Annotated in this window: 13 protein-coding genes; 6 read left to right on the top strand and 7 right to left on the bottom strand. The window is 61.3% G+C overall.

The window, feature by feature from the left end:
* Positions 1–162 precede the first annotated feature (162 nt).
* The 4 genes from AS189_RS09900 to AS189_RS09885 all read right to left on the bottom strand — a co-directional run bounded on the left by AS189_RS09900 (position 163) and on the right by AS189_RS09885 (position 3963).
* Entirely contained in the window at positions 163–1260 is a 1098-nt protein-coding gene (locus tag AS189_RS09900) for an Fpg/Nei family DNA glycosylase (protein WP_062288191.1), read from the bottom strand.
* Between the two features lie 96 nt (positions 1261–1356).
* The gene (locus AS189_RS09895) at positions 1357–1830 is read right to left on the bottom strand and encodes a ribose-5-phosphate isomerase (RefSeq protein WP_062288188.1); all 474 of its coding nucleotides are present in this window, start codon (positions 1828–1830) and stop codon (positions 1357–1359) included.
* Positions 1831–1922: 92 nt separating this feature from the next.
* Positions 1923–2918, bottom strand: coding sequence for a hypothetical protein (locus AS189_RS09890; protein WP_062288185.1), 996 nt, complete (start codon positions 2916–2918; stop codon positions 1923–1925).
* 4 nt (positions 2919–2922) lie between these two features.
* Positions 2923–3963: a DUF1648 domain-containing protein gene (locus AS189_RS09885; RefSeq protein ID WP_062288182.1), complete on the bottom strand. Its 1041-nt coding sequence runs from the start codon at positions 3961–3963 to the stop codon at positions 2923–2925.
* Positions 3964–4194: 231 nt separating this feature from the next.
* Between AS189_RS09885 and pepN the strand changes: the two genes are divergently transcribed.
* From pepN to AS189_RS09860, 5 genes are all read left to right on the top strand, one after another.
* The gene (gene pepN, locus AS189_RS09880) at positions 4195–6756 is read left to right on the top strand and encodes an aminopeptidase N (protein WP_062288179.1); all 2562 of its coding nucleotides are present in this window, start codon (positions 4195–4197) and stop codon (positions 6754–6756) included.
* Positions 6757–6906: 150 nt separating this feature from the next.
* Complete coding sequence (locus tag AS189_RS09875; protein WP_160320820.1) at positions 6907–7734, top strand: SGNH/GDSL hydrolase family protein; 828 nt, start codon at positions 6907–6909, stop codon at positions 7732–7734.
* A gap of 118 nt (positions 7735–7852) precedes the next feature.
* On the top strand, positions 7853–8335 hold the full coding sequence (locus tag AS189_RS09870; RefSeq protein ID WP_062288173.1) for an OsmC family protein: 483 nt from the start codon (positions 7853–7855) through the stop codon (positions 8333–8335).
* 75 nt (positions 8336–8410) lie between these two features.
* The gene (locus AS189_RS09865) at positions 8411–9184 is read left to right on the top strand and encodes a mechanosensitive ion channel family protein (RefSeq protein ID WP_237759811.1); all 774 of its coding nucleotides are present in this window, start codon (positions 8411–8413) and stop codon (positions 9182–9184) included.
* A 169-nt stretch (positions 9185–9353) separates the two neighbouring features.
* A complete protein-coding gene (locus AS189_RS09860) occupies positions 9354–9803 on the top strand; it encodes a globin (RefSeq protein WP_062293354.1) in 450 nt (149 codons plus the stop codon).
* 136 nt (positions 9804–9939) lie between these two features.
* Here AS189_RS09860 and AS189_RS09855 read toward each other — a convergent pair whose 3' ends face one another.
* Together AS189_RS09855 and AS189_RS09850 are read right to left on the bottom strand one after the other, a co-directional pair.
* Entirely contained in the window at positions 9940–10608 is a 669-nt protein-coding gene (locus AS189_RS09855; protein WP_062288170.1) for a hypothetical protein, read from the bottom strand.
* Positions 10608–11096, bottom strand: a complete 489-nt coding sequence (locus AS189_RS09850; protein ID WP_062288167.1) for an acyl-CoA thioesterase — start codon at positions 11094–11096, stop codon at positions 10608–10610. Before AS189_RS09850 ends, AS189_RS09855 begins: the two co-directional genes overlap by 1 nt.
* Positions 11097–11233: 137 nt before the next feature.
* Between AS189_RS09850 and AS189_RS09845 the strand changes: the two genes are divergently transcribed.
* A complete protein-coding gene (locus AS189_RS09845) occupies positions 11234–12139 on the top strand; it encodes an acyl-CoA thioesterase (RefSeq protein WP_062288164.1) in 906 nt (301 codons plus the stop codon).
* 160 nt (positions 12140–12299) lie between these two features.
* Here the strand turns inward: AS189_RS09845 and ettA are convergent, their stop codons facing one another.
* On the bottom strand, positions 12300–13982 hold the full coding sequence (gene ettA, locus AS189_RS09840) for an energy-dependent translational throttle protein EttA (RefSeq protein ID WP_062288161.1): 1683 nt from the start codon (positions 13980–13982) through the stop codon (positions 12300–12302).
* Positions 13983–14061 lie beyond the last annotated feature (79 nt).

The following is a 14061-nucleotide window of genomic DNA, read 5'->3' as shown; positions in this document are numbered from 1 at the left end:
GCCGGAACAACTCCGTAACACTATCAACCACTTTGCCGGTCCTGCAAATCGAGCTCCCCTAAGCCCAAAAATGCCGCAGATTCCAAGTATTGCCGCTGCTCTACTGGCGGTAATAGCCGGTCCCCTGCGGCAGCAACGGCGGCATGCTTCATGGGTGGACGGCTAGCGTCCTTGGCAGCCCGGACACCAGTACAGCTTTCTGCCGCCGAGCTCTTTCATGGCAATCTCGGTGCCGCAATGCCTGCAGGGCCTTCCTTCGCGTTTGTACACGTAGTGAGCATCATCCACCGGCACGTCCTTGTTAGTGGCTGAGGCCATGGCTGAGTTGGCGGCTACAACGCTAGACGCAGCGAAGCCGGACACAGTGCGTTCACGCAGCCCGTGACCCACCTCCAACCCCACACCAGTGGGACGATCACAGAGCTCAGTGGTGATGATGCGGCCATCGCGGACACCATCGGCCATAATGCGCCCAATGTCGCCCCACAGCGCCTGCGCCTCATCGGCCTGCAAGCTCTTGCCTGGCATCAGGGGATCAAGCCCTAGCCGGAACAGCACCTCGGCCCGGTAAACGTTGCCCACCCCAGCCAGCACTTCCTGCTTCATCAACTGCAAGGCAATGGACGTGGAACTCTTACGGATCCGGCGCGCAAACTCCTGCGCGTCACCTGGCACATTGTTCAGTGGATCGGGTCCCAGCCTGCGCCGAACCGCCTCCGATTCGGCTGGGGTAATAACCTCGCAGGCCGTGGGTCCGCGAAGATCAGCCCAACCGTGATCCGAGACAAGACGCACGCGCACGGCGCCCTTGGGTACTGGCGGCCCGTGGTAGTCCCCACGTCCTCCCCCGGCTCGCAAGTTCGCCGCGGGGCCCTCGGACGCGTGGGCCCACCCACGTCCTCCCCCGGCTCGCAAGTTCGCCGCGGGGCCCTCGGACGCGTGGGCCCACCCACGATCCCCAACAATTTCCCGTTCACCAATGCGCCGCGGTGCGCCAATGCTGGAGGCTCCGGTGAATGTTGAGTCCCCACCAAAGTCCCACGCTCCGTACAGGCCAAGGTGCACCCGCATCACCAGGTCGTGAGTGAAGTACAGGAACATTTGTTTGCCGTGCGCCTCGGCCCGTTCCAACACCTGGCCATCAAGGAGCAACGCTCCAGCAGCAAACTTTCCCTGCGGACTGGAGACTGCCAGCGCGGCACCGGCAAAGACGTCGCTGAACTGCCGCGCCAGGCGGTGGACCGAATGCCCCTCAGGCATTGTATTCACGCCCGGAAGCCGCCCCTGACACCGAGCGTCCTGGGGCCAAAACCGTGTATCTACTCACAACGGACACCACTGTTTACTCGTTGTTAGTTACTCGACGACGTCGCCGGTGGTCTCATACGTGGCGATCTTGCCGATGCGGCGCACGTGGCGTTCGGCGTCGCTGAAGGGCTCAGCCAGGAACGCTTCGATGATTTCCGTGGCCTCTTCAACGCTGTGCTGGCGACCACCGACGGCCACCACATTGGCGTCGTTGTGCTCGCGGGCCAGCTGTGCGGTGGACAGGTTCCAGGCCAGTGCTGCGCGCACGCCCTTGACCTTGTTGGCCGCGATTTGCTCGCCGTTGCCTGAGCCGCCCAATACGATCCCCAGCGCGTCCACCCCGGCGGCCTGGTCTGCCACAACGGCGAGTGCTGCGTTGATGCAGAAGGAGGGGTAGTCATCCTCGGCGTCGTAGGCCTGCGGGCCGTGGTCAATCATCTCGTAGCCCTTGGCGGACAGTGCTGTGATGAGGTGGGCGCTGAGCTCCATGCCGGCGTGGTCGGTTGCGATGTGAACGCGCATGAGAATTCCTTAGGTTCGAGGTGATTGTGCTGCGTCTAGCCTACCTACCAGCGCACCATGCTCCTGCCGAGGCGCCGCCCTGCCCCGAATCATTAACGCTGCTGCGGCGTTTTCCCGGCCCGACGGTTGAGGATCTCCGAGAGCTCATCAGCCACGTCGAGGTTGGGCGCACCCACCACAACCTTCCCGCCGTCGTTCGCTCGAAGTACGACGGCGGCACCTGAGCGAGTCAAATAGGTGGCGGATCCGCTGTGCTTGCGCAGGCCCCAGCCACCGTAGTCACCCGCCACAATGTCTAAGGACACCGCCGCATCAAGACCTTCACACGGTGCCACCAGTACGGGAATGAAACCCAGGATCTTCACGATCAGCCGCTCCCGATCAACCTGCACGGTGGCGCACAGCATGGCGATGGCCAGCAGAGCCGCCACCACCAGGGCGAGCAGGATCCACGGCGAGATCAGTGCCAGAAACGCTCCCGGCATGATGGCGGCCAGCAGAATCATGATGACGACGGAGCTGCGCGGATGCAGGAAATAGTGGAGCTGGTCTTTAGCGGCCTGCGGGTCCGCTTCTGCGCTGAGCAGCGCGGCGAAGGCGCCGTCGTCGGCGGACGTCCACTGTTCATCAGGTTTGAACGTCAACGCTAGAACCACACCCATGGCCAGAGCCAGGCCGCAGCCCATCAGCAGCACGTAGTTATCCACCCGCTCCGGAGTCAATTGGCCGCGGGCTCCCTGTCCCAGCAGTGCTGCAACAAAAAGGGTGAAGACCGATAATTGCAGCGCCACGGCCAACCCCAACACGATCCGGCGCAGCATGCGCGGCAAGGTGGTGCGTGCCCCTTGGCTGCCCAGACCTACGCCCACAAGAATTATGCTTGCCACGCCGACTCCCAGAAAGACAGACACCGGCACGGGGTTTCCACCTAAGGGCAGCACCACACCTGCCGGGAGTTTGGCGGCCAACATGAGCCCGCCCAAGATGAGCCCCACGGCCAGTAATCCCGGGAACACTAGGGAAAAGCGCAGCGCCTGAACGTCAAGGTGCCGCTCGCTGGAGGATTTGTCTCTGCTATCGCGTGCCATACGACTAGTTTTTCACTTTCCGGCTCTGGGCATAACCATTCACCAAGGCAGCGGCCTCGCCGGCGCTCTGGGCATCAGGCATGGAGATGACGAATTTTTGGTGGAAACCGCACTCCATGACCAGGGCCGGGCCGCTGCTCATGATGAAGGCAACGCTGCCGCCGTTCATTCGGTAGCCCCAGCCGCCGTAGTCCATGGCCTTGATGTCATCCACGGACGCGCCACGGACTTCCTTCCATTCCAGCGGCATGAGCTTGAAGAATCCTGACGCCAGAACCTTAACGCCGTCCGGGCCGATGACGGCCGTGCCCTGACAGAACACCCACGTAATGGCGCCGATCACCACGCCCAGAAGCGCCAACACCGGAAAAATAAAGTAAGTACTCACAGCAACGGTCGCGCCAAGGCCCACGCTCAATACCCAGGCCCACTTGCCCATGGAGACGCTAATCCTCATGGTTTCACCCTGCGCGGCCCGTTCCGCTCCGTCAAGGGCGAGAGCGGATCCTTCCTCCGTTGCCGATGCATTAACTGCCAGCACCTCGGCGTCCGGTGTCCGGTCCAACTCACCGGGAGTGTAGAGCCACATCACGAGGACTCCAAGGATCAGGGCCAGCGCCAAACCAGCAGCCATGACCGGCCCGGAAACCTCGGCCTGCGTGGTGTCCATGAGATCAATTTGGCCAGCCACAACGGCCACCATCAGTGTGGCTAGACCAACGCCGAAGCCAACGCCTACGCCAGCACCAATGCGGGCAATGAGGAGGTTCTGGCCGCGAGAAACCACTGCAAGCACAGCAATGACGCCACCAACACCCACGGCGGTCAGTACCGTGGTGACCGCGATACCCCACAACGACGTCCAGCCATCCACCTCATTCTTGGAGTTCCAGTGGATGGCAAGTTCCGGCGGGAGTCTGGACGCCACGGTGAACATCCAGAGAGATCCGAGGACGCTCAAGAGCAACAACCCCACTATCAGCCCCAGCAACCACCGCCGATTGTAGGCTTTTTCGGCGTCAATGCTGCGCACTTGCTTCCCCACGTAAACTCCATCGTCAAGCTAGATTCCTCGGCCCCGACTCGCGGTCCGTTTGTCATCAACCCTGCCCCACAGCGCACCGGCAGGACAACTTCGCCAGCTGCGGCACAGTGGGGGCGTAACGTGGAAGAATCATCGTAAATCCATCACCGCCCACTGCACACAGCAGTGAACGGGATGGTTATCCCGGAAATTTCCACGAGAACCTGAACGGACGGCATCACCTTGCCTGGTATGAATCTCACTCGCGCCGAAGCTATTGAGCGCACAGCCACCTTGAGCGTCTCAAGCTATGACGTAACCCTTGACCTGACCACCTCCGAATCTACCTTCGCCTCCACCACAACGGTGCGGTTCAGCGCGAAGGAGGGTTCGTCGTCGTTCATTGATGCGGTGACCAAAACCGTGCACCAAGTGACCCTGAACGGGGTTGAGCTGGACCCCGCAGAGGTGTCCGACGGCGTCCGCATCCAGCTGCCTAAGCTCGCCGCCGAGAATGAACTGACCGTCAAAGCCGATGCGCTGTTCATGAACACCGGCGAAGGCCTGCACCGCTTTGTGGACCCCGTGGACGGGGAGGTGTACCTCTATAGCCAGTTTGAGGTGCCGGATTCCCGCCGCATGTTTGCCGTGTTTGAGCAGCCGGACCAGAAGGCGGAATTCACGTTCCACATCACGGCACCGTCGCACTGGGACGTTATCTCCAACTCCCCCACCCCTGTCCCGGTAGCTGCTGGCGAAGTTGACGGCGTCAAGAGGTCCGTCTGGCACTTTGAGCCGACGTTGAAGATGTCCAGCTACATCACCGCGTTGATTGCCGGACCGTATGAGTGCGTACGCGGCGAACTCACCAGCTCCAACGGGCGGATCGTTCCGTTGGGCGTGTTCGCACGAAAGTCACTCATGGAATTCCTGGACGCCGAGAACGTCTTTGAACTGACCCGCCAAGGCTTTGAATTCTTCGAGAAGCAGTTCGGCGTGCCGTACCCGTTCCCCAAGTACGATCAGCTGTTCGTGCCCGAATTCAACGCCGGAGCCATGGAAAACGCTGGCGCCGTAACGTTCTTGGAAAGCTACGTGTTCCGCTCCAAGGTCACCGATGCCATGGTGGAACGCCGCGCCATCACCATCTTGCACGAGCTCGCGCACATGTGGTTCGGCGACCTCGTCACCATGCGCTGGTGGAATGACCTATGGCTCAACGAGTCCTTCGCCGAGTTCATGTCCACCCTGGCCGCCGCGGAAAACACGCAGTATGTGGATGCGTGGACCACGTTCTCCTCGCTGGAAAAGAGCTGGGCGTACCGTCAGGATCAGCTCTCTTCCACGCACCCTATTAAGGCCGAGATCAACGATCTCGAGGACGTGCTGGTCAATTTTGACGGCATCACCTATGCCAAGGGCGCCTCGGTATTGCGCCAGCTCGTGGCCTGGGTGGGCCAGGAAGAGTTCATGGCCGGCGTCCGCGCCTACTTCGCCAAGCACGCCTGGTCCAACACCGAGCTGCCAGATCTGATGGTGGAGCTCGAGGCTGCCAGCGGCCGCGACCTCTCCTCGTGGACCGAAAAGTGGCTCGAAACCGCTGGCGTCAATACCTTCAAGCCCGCTCTTGAAGTGAGCGACGACGGCGTGATCACCTCGTTCTCGATCGCCCAGTCCGCTGTGGCACAGCACCCAACGTTGCGACCGCACCGTGCCGCCATCGGCTTCTACGATCTGGCTACCTCCGGGGCCGATTCCGGCAAGCTGGTCCGTACCCACCGAGTTGAGTTGGATATTGACGGTCCCACCACGGACGTTCCGGAACTGGTTGGCATGAAGCGCCCAGCGCTGATCCTGCTCAACGACGATGATCTGGCGTACGCGAAGATCCGCCTCGATGAGGTTTCTCTCGCCACTGCCAAGGCTCATTTGCAGGACTTCCGTGACTCCCTGCCCCGGACGCTGGTCTCCGCGTCGGCCTGGGATGCCGCACGCGACGGCGAAACCCCTGCCCGTGACTACGTGGAATTTGTGCTGGCTACGATTGGTTCCGAGACCGATTCAACTGTCATCATGGTGCTGCTGCGTCAGCTTGCCACGGCGCTTCATTACTACGTGGCCCCCGCACACCAGAAGGCAACCGCTATTGCCGCGGCCGATTCCGTGTGGGAGCTGGCCCAGAATGCTGCGGCCGGCTCAGATGCGCAGCTGCAGTTTGTGAAGGCCTTTGCCGGCCACGCACAATCGGCGGCTCAACTCGATGTTGTGCAGGCATTGCTGGATGGAGAGCAGCAGCTGGATGAGCTGGCGTTGGATACCGACATGCGGTGGGAATTCTTGATCTCGCTGGCCGCAGGTGGCCGTGCCGATGCCTCCGTTATTGAGGCCGCCTTGGCTCTGGACAACACGCAAAATGGTCAGCTTGCGGCAGCGACTGCCCACGCAGCCATCCCCACAGCCGAGGGGAAGGCTGCGACCTGGGAGTCCGTCGTTGTCCGGGGTGAAGGAGCTAACGCTCTGCAGCGCGCGGCGATCGATGGCTTCACGAAGGTGTGGGACACCTCCCTGCTTGAGCCTTATGTGGCTAAGTACTTCGCGGCTATCCAGGAACTGTGGGAATCCAAGTCATACGAGACGGCATCGTCCATGATCACCGGACTGTACCCGTCGCAGCTGGTATCGCAAACAACACTGGACGCCACGGATGCTTTCCTTGACGCGTTGAGCCCGGATGTTCCGGCCCTGCGCCGCTTACTGACGGAAAGCCGGGACACAGTGGTGCGCGCGCTACGGGCCCAGGCCGCCGACGTCTAAGAGCCTTTTCGGGTGTGCCCCAGCTGTAAAAAGCTGCGGGCGCACCCGTTTTTGCATGCAGCTATTCCAGTCGGCACACAGGCGCCGGCCATGAAAAAGCACGTCCCGGCAAGTCTATGCCCGCCCGGTTCTGCGGCGTATCTTCAGGGCATGGGAATACATAATTTTAAGGGATTTGTTGCCCGCACAGGCGCAGTTGCGCTCCTGTCCATCGGGATGATTGCAGGCTTCGCCGGAGCACCGGCCACGGCCCAGACACACACCGCCTCAACCACTATCAGTTACTCCGTGATGGGCGATTCTTATTCGGCAGGATCCGGCGGAGGCGACGAATTTGGCGGCTGCGGCCAGAGCGTCAACGGCTATGGCACGTGGGTTGCCGCCTCGCTGGGCACCCAATTCAGCAATTTGGCGTGTGCCGGCTTCACCACGGAGCAGGTCCGGACCTTGGAAGTCCCGCTGCTCGCGCCCAACACCACACTCATCACGCTGACGGCAGGTGGCAACGACATTGGCTGGACCGCCGCCATAGCGGCCTGCCTTGCACCGACCTCGACCGAGGCCGTCTGCAAATCAGCCGTGGCCAACTCGGTGAGCCTCATGAAAAATCTACCCAAGTCCGTCACCTCCATGCTCAAAGCCATCAAGGCCAAGGCCCCCGGAGCAAGGGTGCTGTATCTGGGCTATCCGCGGCTCTTTGAACCGCAGAACATGGCCGCTTTGGGTTACACACCCACTCAAATCAGTGGTACTAAAACACTCAATGCAGCAGCTGACTTACTCAACGGCGTATTAGCGCTCAGCGCGCTCTCGAACAGGACAGCATTTGTTCCGGTGGCTTATCTATTCCGCGGCCATGGCGTTCCTTCGTCCTCACCGTGGCTGACCTATCCAGGAGGGCCAAACCCCTTCGCGTTCCATCCCAATGCCGACGGGTACCGGTACGGATACGCTGCGGCGCTCCGCCCGTTCCTCTAAACGCCACTCCACCGCTCCCCATAACTCGCAAACTCGTTTGGGCCCCTAGCGCTACCGCTACGCTTCTCCCCCATAACTCGCAAGCTCGTTTGGGGCCCCTAGCGCTACGCTTAGCCTCATGGGACTGAATCAGCATCATTACGAGATCAACATCAATTGGACCGGGAACCGGGGAACCGGGACATCCGCTTACAATGCTTACGGCCGCGACCACACCGTCACGGCCGTTGGCGTGCCCGTGCTGCTTGGCTCAGCCGATAAGACCTTTCACGGCGACCGGGACCGCTGGAACCCGGAACAGTTGCTCCTGACAGCTCTGGCGCAGTGCCACATGCTGTCCTACCTGCACGTGGCACTCAAACATGGCGTGGTGGTCACCAAGTATGAAGACTGCGCCAACGGCACCCTCATTCTGAACCCCGATGGCAGCGGACAATTCGAATCGGCCACACTGCACCCAAAGGTCTACGTGGCAGACCCTGCCACCACAGACCTGGCACTTTCCCTGCACGCCGAAGCGGCGTCACAGTGCTTCATCGCGCGCAGCGTGAACTTTCCTGTGCATCACGAACCGGGGCTGCTGACCGCCACGCAGGACTAAAAGCATGCCGTGCCCGCGTTAGGGTTGGTCATAGGCCCCCTTTCCAACCCCGAACGGATGCAAGGTAGATCACGAGTGCAAGCTGCAAATTTCCTTGGTGAAGCCAACAACACCTTCCTCAACCATCTAGCCTTGGCTGGCATCACCATCGCCATTGGCGTGGCGGTATGGCTGGTGCTGCACTATTTGATCCGGATCGTCGTTAAACGCGCCAGGGCGGACCGGGCACCGTTGGAGCACCGAACCTTGCGCTGGGCGGCCCCCATGCTGCGCAACCTCGACCCCGTAGTCCGGGCGTTGGAAAATGAGCGACGCGTGCAGCGAGCCCGCACCATCGGCACCCTTCTGAACTCGGTCCTGACCATTGTGGTTGCCGTGGTGACGAGCTTCTACGTGCTGATAGCCTTCGAGATCGATATTGCGCCTCTGCTGGCCAGTGTTGGTGTGGTGGGTATTGCGATTGGTTTCGGTTGCCAGCAGCTCATCCGCGACTTCCTGGCTGGGATCTTCATCGCCATCGAAGATCAATACGGCATTGGCGACGTCATCCAAACCAGTGAAGTCATCGGCACGGTTGAGTATGTGAGCCTGCGTATCACCCGGGTCCTAGGTGAAGATGGCACGCTCTGGTACTTGCGCAACGGCGAGATTTTGCGCCTGGGCAACCGTTCCAAGGGCAGCTACACCGCCCCCGCAATTGACACGGACGACGGCGTGTCCCCGGCCCCCGCTGCAGACGCGGCAGGCGCAGCATCGGCGCAAGGAGCGGGTCCGGCGTCGAACCTCAATAGCGCTCCGAACCTCAGGGGCGCAGCGAGCGCCAGCAACGCCAACGAGTCCACCGAATGAGCACCCAGAAAGATCTGAACAAACCATGAGTTCCGAGTACACCCCCACCTCACCCTTCGCCAACGGACCGGCTGCCAACGATGCGGCCGAAAAGACGGCTACGGAGGGGACAGCCATCCCGTCACGCTTTGGCGAGCCACTGGCCACCTTGCTGCCCATTCCCACCACCGTGGGCCGTCCACTGCCATCCACCTCGGTCCCCGCAGCGGATGAGCCGGTGGATTATTCGGATACTTTCTACGGGCAGGTGGGCGGTCACGAGACGTTCAAGAAGATCATTCATGTCTTCTACCAGGGCATCGCCGCCGATCCGTTGCTGCGCGCCATGTACCACGAGGAAGATCTGGGCCCGGCCGAGCACCGCATGCTGATGTTCATCGAACAGTATTGGGGCGGACCGCGCACATACTTGGAGGAACGCGGCCACCCGCGCCTGCGCATGCGCCACGTGCCGTTCGCTGTCACGCCCGAGGCGCGCGACCGCTGGCTCGCCGCCATGCGCAAGGGTGTGGATGCCGGTGAGCTGTCCCCCATGCATGAGGCCACTTTGTGGGATTACATGGAGCGCGCAGCTCATTCATTGGTCAACGCCCCGTCAGATCCGACTCAGGCACTGTAGTTGGCGGGCACTGTAGTTAGCAGGCGCTGTAGATAGCGGGCGCTGCAGTTGGCGGGCGTTGCTGATAGCGGGCGCTGCAGTTGGCGGGCGTTGCTGATAGCGGGCGCCCCTACCAGCGCCGCAACTTCAGGACTCCCTATAGCAGCGACGCCGGCTTGACCAAGATGTGCCCGCGGTTGGTGCTGATCCGCAGCCAGCGGTGGGAGCTGTAAATGGTGCCGCTTTCGCCCGGCGCCACGAAGCCCAGTGCGTAAGCTGCGAAGGCCGCACCTCCGGGAATCTCGCCCGGAACCCCGTCCATGGGGCGCCCCCAGACGGAGGCCCGGACGTTGTTCACCAGCAGGGCCCCCGGGTTGACGGGGATAATCTGCCCGATTTCCTGAACGCCAGACTTCGCCACGGCGATCAGCTCGTCGGCAGAAATGGTTCCAATTTCTTCCCACGCGCTGCGCGGAGCGCTGATGCCCGTCCAGGATTCCTGAACCGTCATGGGTGGAACTGGAAGCTTGGCATCCCCTTCGTCCATGCGGGCGAGGCGGTCGGCCACGGCTGATAGTGACACTGTCACATCAATGTCCGACGGCGTTCCCAGAGCCATGGTGCGAAGCCCCAAAATGGTGGGGGTCCCCTCCCCCAAAAGTTTGCCGCGCATGACGCAGACATACGCTGCGAGAACGTGACCGGCCCCCTGAAGGCGGATGGCGCCGTCGTCCGCGTTGCGGGCACGCGTCACAAAGGTGCGTAGGTCAGCAACCGTACCGGCGTCGGCAAGATCAAATTCCTGGGTGTGTAGAGCGGTGGACATCAGCGGTTTCCTTCTGCGGTTTTGATCACGGGGCGGGCGGGGCTGCGCTTGAACGGCACGGGATCCCCGCGCCATGCTTCCAAGGCGCTGCGCTGTTCCTGGGTGAGCCGGATGGGGCGGCCGGTGCTGCGCGAGACCAGAACCATGGATGTTGCCGCTTGGGCGTAAATGATGGAGGTGTCGGCTTCTGAGACGGAGTAGCCGAAATCGAAGCTGGAGCCGCCGACGTTGGTGACCCAGATGTTCACGTAGACGGGCTCGGTGCGGAAGCTGATGGGGGCTAAGTATTCGATCTCGTTGCGCCCCACGAGGATGAACAGCTCGGTGCCGATCAAGTCCTGAAAGGTGCCACCGCCTGGCAATTCGGCATACGTCAATTGGACCCGGGCGTCCTCCAGATACTGCAAATACACCACATTGTTGACGTGGTTGTAGGAATCAATGTCGCCGAAGCGGATTTGCTGAGAGTGTTGGAAACCGGGTGCCATGCCTTCATCATGTCAAAGCCGCAGGGGTGCCACCAATTGACGTTCCCCACATCACAGAGATTCAGGGGCCTGCTGAGTGGATTCATACGGGATTGCCCATTTGTCGCGGCATCCCCTTGACACATAGAGTCACGGTTATGAATGTGACACCATCAGCAACAAATCCCATGGAAACGCTCCTGCGCATGTTGGATCTTTCCGATGCCGGCGGGGCCCAGACCGATGAAGATGTCTTCGTGGGGCTCGGCGATGCCAGTGCACCACGGCCCAGGCTCTTTGGCGGGCAGGTCTTGGCGCAGTCCATCATGGCGGCGGCACGCACTGTGGGCGAGGACCAACTGGTGCACTCCATGCACGGATATTTCCTGCGCCCCGGCGATGCCGCATCCCCGCTGACGTTCGGCGTACAACGCCTGCGCGACGGTCGCTCCTTCGCTGCCCGCCGCACGCACGCCTACCAGAGCGGTGTGCCGATTCTGTCCCTGATCGCATCCTTCCAGCGTCCCGACACCGGCATGGAGCACCAGGAACCCATGCCTAGTGGCATTGTGGCACCTGAGACACTTCCGACGTCGGCCGAACTGTTGGGCGGAATCGACCACCCCGTGGCCCGCGCCTGGGCCTACGAACGCCCGTTCGACATCCGCCACATCGGCCACAACATCTACTTCGATGTCAAGGGCGAGCACGTTGCCCATACTGCTGTGTGGTTGAAGACGTTGGGCCCCATGCCGGCGGACCAAAATCTGCACCGCGCGGCCCTGGCTTATGCCAGCGATTACACTCTGCTGGAGCCGTCCCTGCGCCGCCACGGGATCAATTGGGCCACGCCGGGCATCAGCGTTGCCAGCCTGGACCATGCCATGTGGTGGCACCGTCCGGTGCAGGTGGACGACTGGCTGCTGTACGTTGCCGAGTCCCCCAGCGCGTCGGAGGCACGGGGGCTGAACCTGGGCCGCTTCTACACGCGCGACGGCGTGCTGGTCGCCTCCGTTGCCCAAGAAGGCATGATCAGGATTCCTGAAGGAACACCACACGACTGACGCTTTACAGGCATAAAAATAGCCGGCCCCTTTTAGGGCCGGCTATTTTTATGTGTATTCACAGCCTCGCGGCGCTCCAAGTAGATACTCACGCTTGGGCCCACGCTTGCCAGGTTCCTGAGAAATCGCGTCAGCGATTTCTCAGGCCGGCAAGTGGGGCCTAGTCGCGCGTTAGGCGGCGGTGAGTGACGCGGTGAGGGCGTGCCGCTTCGGCACCCAAGCGCTCAACCTTGTTTTCCTCGTAGGAATCGAAGTTACCCTCGAACCAGTGCCAGTTGGCCGGGTTCTCGTTGGTGCCTTCGTAGGCGAGGATGTGGGTAGCAATTCGGTCCAGGAACCAGCGATCGTGCGATACCACGACGGCGCAGCCGGGGAATTCCAGCAGCGCGTTTTCAAGGCTGCTGAGGGTTTCCACGTCGAGGTCGTTAGTGGGCTCATCCAAAAGCAACAGGTTTCCACCCTGCTTGAGGGTCAGCGCCAGGTTCAAGCGGTTGCGCTCACCACCGGAGAGCACACCTGCCTTCTTCTGCTGGTCCGGGCCCTTGAAACCGAACGCGGCAACATAGGCACGGGAAGGCATTTCTACCTGGCCGACCTGGATGAAGTCCAAACCGTCGGAAACAACTTCCCACAGCGTCTTATCCGGATCGATTCCGCCACGGCTCTGGTCCGCGTAGGAGATCTTGACCGAATCGCCCACCTTGAGGTTTCCGCCGTCGAGCTCTTCCAGACCAACAATGGTCTTGAACAGCGTTGACTTACCAACACCGTTCGGGCCGATGACGCCAACAATGCCGTTGCGGGGAAGCGTGAAGGAGAGTCCGTCGATCAGGATGCGATCGCCGAAGCCCTTCTTCAAGTTTTCCGCTTCGAGCACGATGCCACCCAGGCGCGGGCCCGGCGGAATCTGGATTTCTTCGAAGTCGAGCTTGCGGGTGCGGTCTGCCTCGGCAGCCATTTCCTCGTAGCGAGCCAGACGAGCCTTGGACTTGGTCTGGCGGCCCTTGGCGTTGGAGCGTACCCACTCGAGTTCTTCGGTGAGGCGCTTGGCCTGCTTGGCGTCCTTCTTGCCCTGAACTTCAAGGCGGGCGCGCTTCTTCTCCAGGTAAGTGGAGTAGTTGCCTTCGTAGGGGTACAGGTGACCGCGGTCAACTTCAGCGATCCATTCCGCCACGTGGTCCAGGAAGTACCTATCGTGGGTCACGGCTAGAACGGCGCCGGCGTAGCTCTTGAGGTGCTGTTCCAACCAGTTCACGGACTCGGCGTCCAAGTGGTTAGTAGGCTCATCGAGGAGCAACAGGTCAGGCTTCTGCAGCAGGAGCTTGCACAAAGCAACGCGACGGCGCTCACCACCGGAGAGGAGGGTGACGTCGGAGTCTCCCGGCGGGCACTGCAATGCGTCCATCGCCTGCTCGAGCTGGGAATCAATATCCCATGCGTCGGCAGTATCGATGGCTTCCTGCAGTTTTCCCATCTCTTCAAGGAGTGTGTCAAAGTCAGCGTCAGGGCTGGCCATTTCCTCGGAGATTTCGTTGTAACGCTGGATCTTGGAGTAGATCTCGCCAACGCCTTCCTGGACGTTGCCCAGAACGGTCTTCTCCTCGTTCAACGGCGGCTCCTGGAGCAAAATGCCCACAGTGTAGCCGGGGCTCAAGCGAGCATCACCGTTAGAAGGGGTGTCCAGACCAGCCATGATTTTCAGGATGGTGGACTTACCGGCACCGTTAGGACCCACGACGCCAATTTTGGCACCCGGGTAGAAAGACATACTTACGTTGTCAAGAATGAGTTTTTCTCCAACAGCCTTGCGGGCATTGGACATCGTATAAATAAATTCCGCCATACCCCCAAGGTTAGTGGGTGCGGGCATATAACTCACATTCGCTACGACGGAAGTGAGCAACGCGGCATAATACGGTCAC

The organism is Arthrobacter alpinus (assembly GCF_001445575.1).
Taxonomy (GTDB): domain Bacteria; phylum Actinomycetota; class Actinomycetes; order Actinomycetales; family Micrococcaceae; genus Specibacter; species Specibacter alpinus_C.
Note: the sequence above shows the minus strand (reverse complement) of the source record. Positions and strands in the feature narration are given on the sequence as shown.

Bases quoted from the DNA above. Each gene is read 5' to 3' on its own strand.
- ettA (WP_062288161.1), bottom strand. From the start codon at position 13,982: ATGGCGGAATTTATTTATACGATGTCCAATGCCCGCAAGGCTGTTGGA.
- AS189_RS09855 (WP_062288170.1), bottom strand. From the start codon at position 10,608: ATGTCCACCGCTCTACACACCCAGGAATTTGATCTTGCCGACGCCGGT.
- AS189_RS09850 (WP_062288167.1), bottom strand. From the start codon at position 11,096: ATGGCACCCGGTTTCCAACACTCTCAGCAAATCCGCTTCGGCGACATT.
- AS189_RS09900 (WP_062288191.1), bottom strand. From the start codon at position 1,260: ATGCCTGAGGGGCATTCGGTCCACCGCCTGGCGCGGCAGTTCAGCGAC.
- AS189_RS09890 (WP_062288185.1), bottom strand. From the start codon at position 2,918: ATGGCACGCGATAGCAGAGACAAATCCTCCAGCGAGCGGCACCTTGAC.
- AS189_RS09845 (WP_062288164.1), top strand. From the start codon at position 11,234: ATGAATGTGACACCATCAGCAACAAATCCCATGGAAACGCTCCTGCGC.
- AS189_RS09875 (WP_160320820.1), top strand. From the start codon at position 6,907: ATGGGAATACATAATTTTAAGGGATTTGTTGCCCGCACAGGCGCAGTT.
- AS189_RS09870 (WP_062288173.1), top strand. From the start codon at position 7,853: ATGGGACTGAATCAGCATCATTACGAGATCAACATCAATTGGACCGGG.
- AS189_RS09895 (WP_062288188.1), bottom strand. From the start codon at position 1,830: ATGCGCGTTCACATCGCAACCGACCACGCCGGCATGGAGCTCAGCGCC.
- pepN (WP_062288179.1), top strand. From the start codon at position 4,195: ATGAATCTCACTCGCGCCGAAGCTATTGAGCGCACAGCCACCTTGAGC.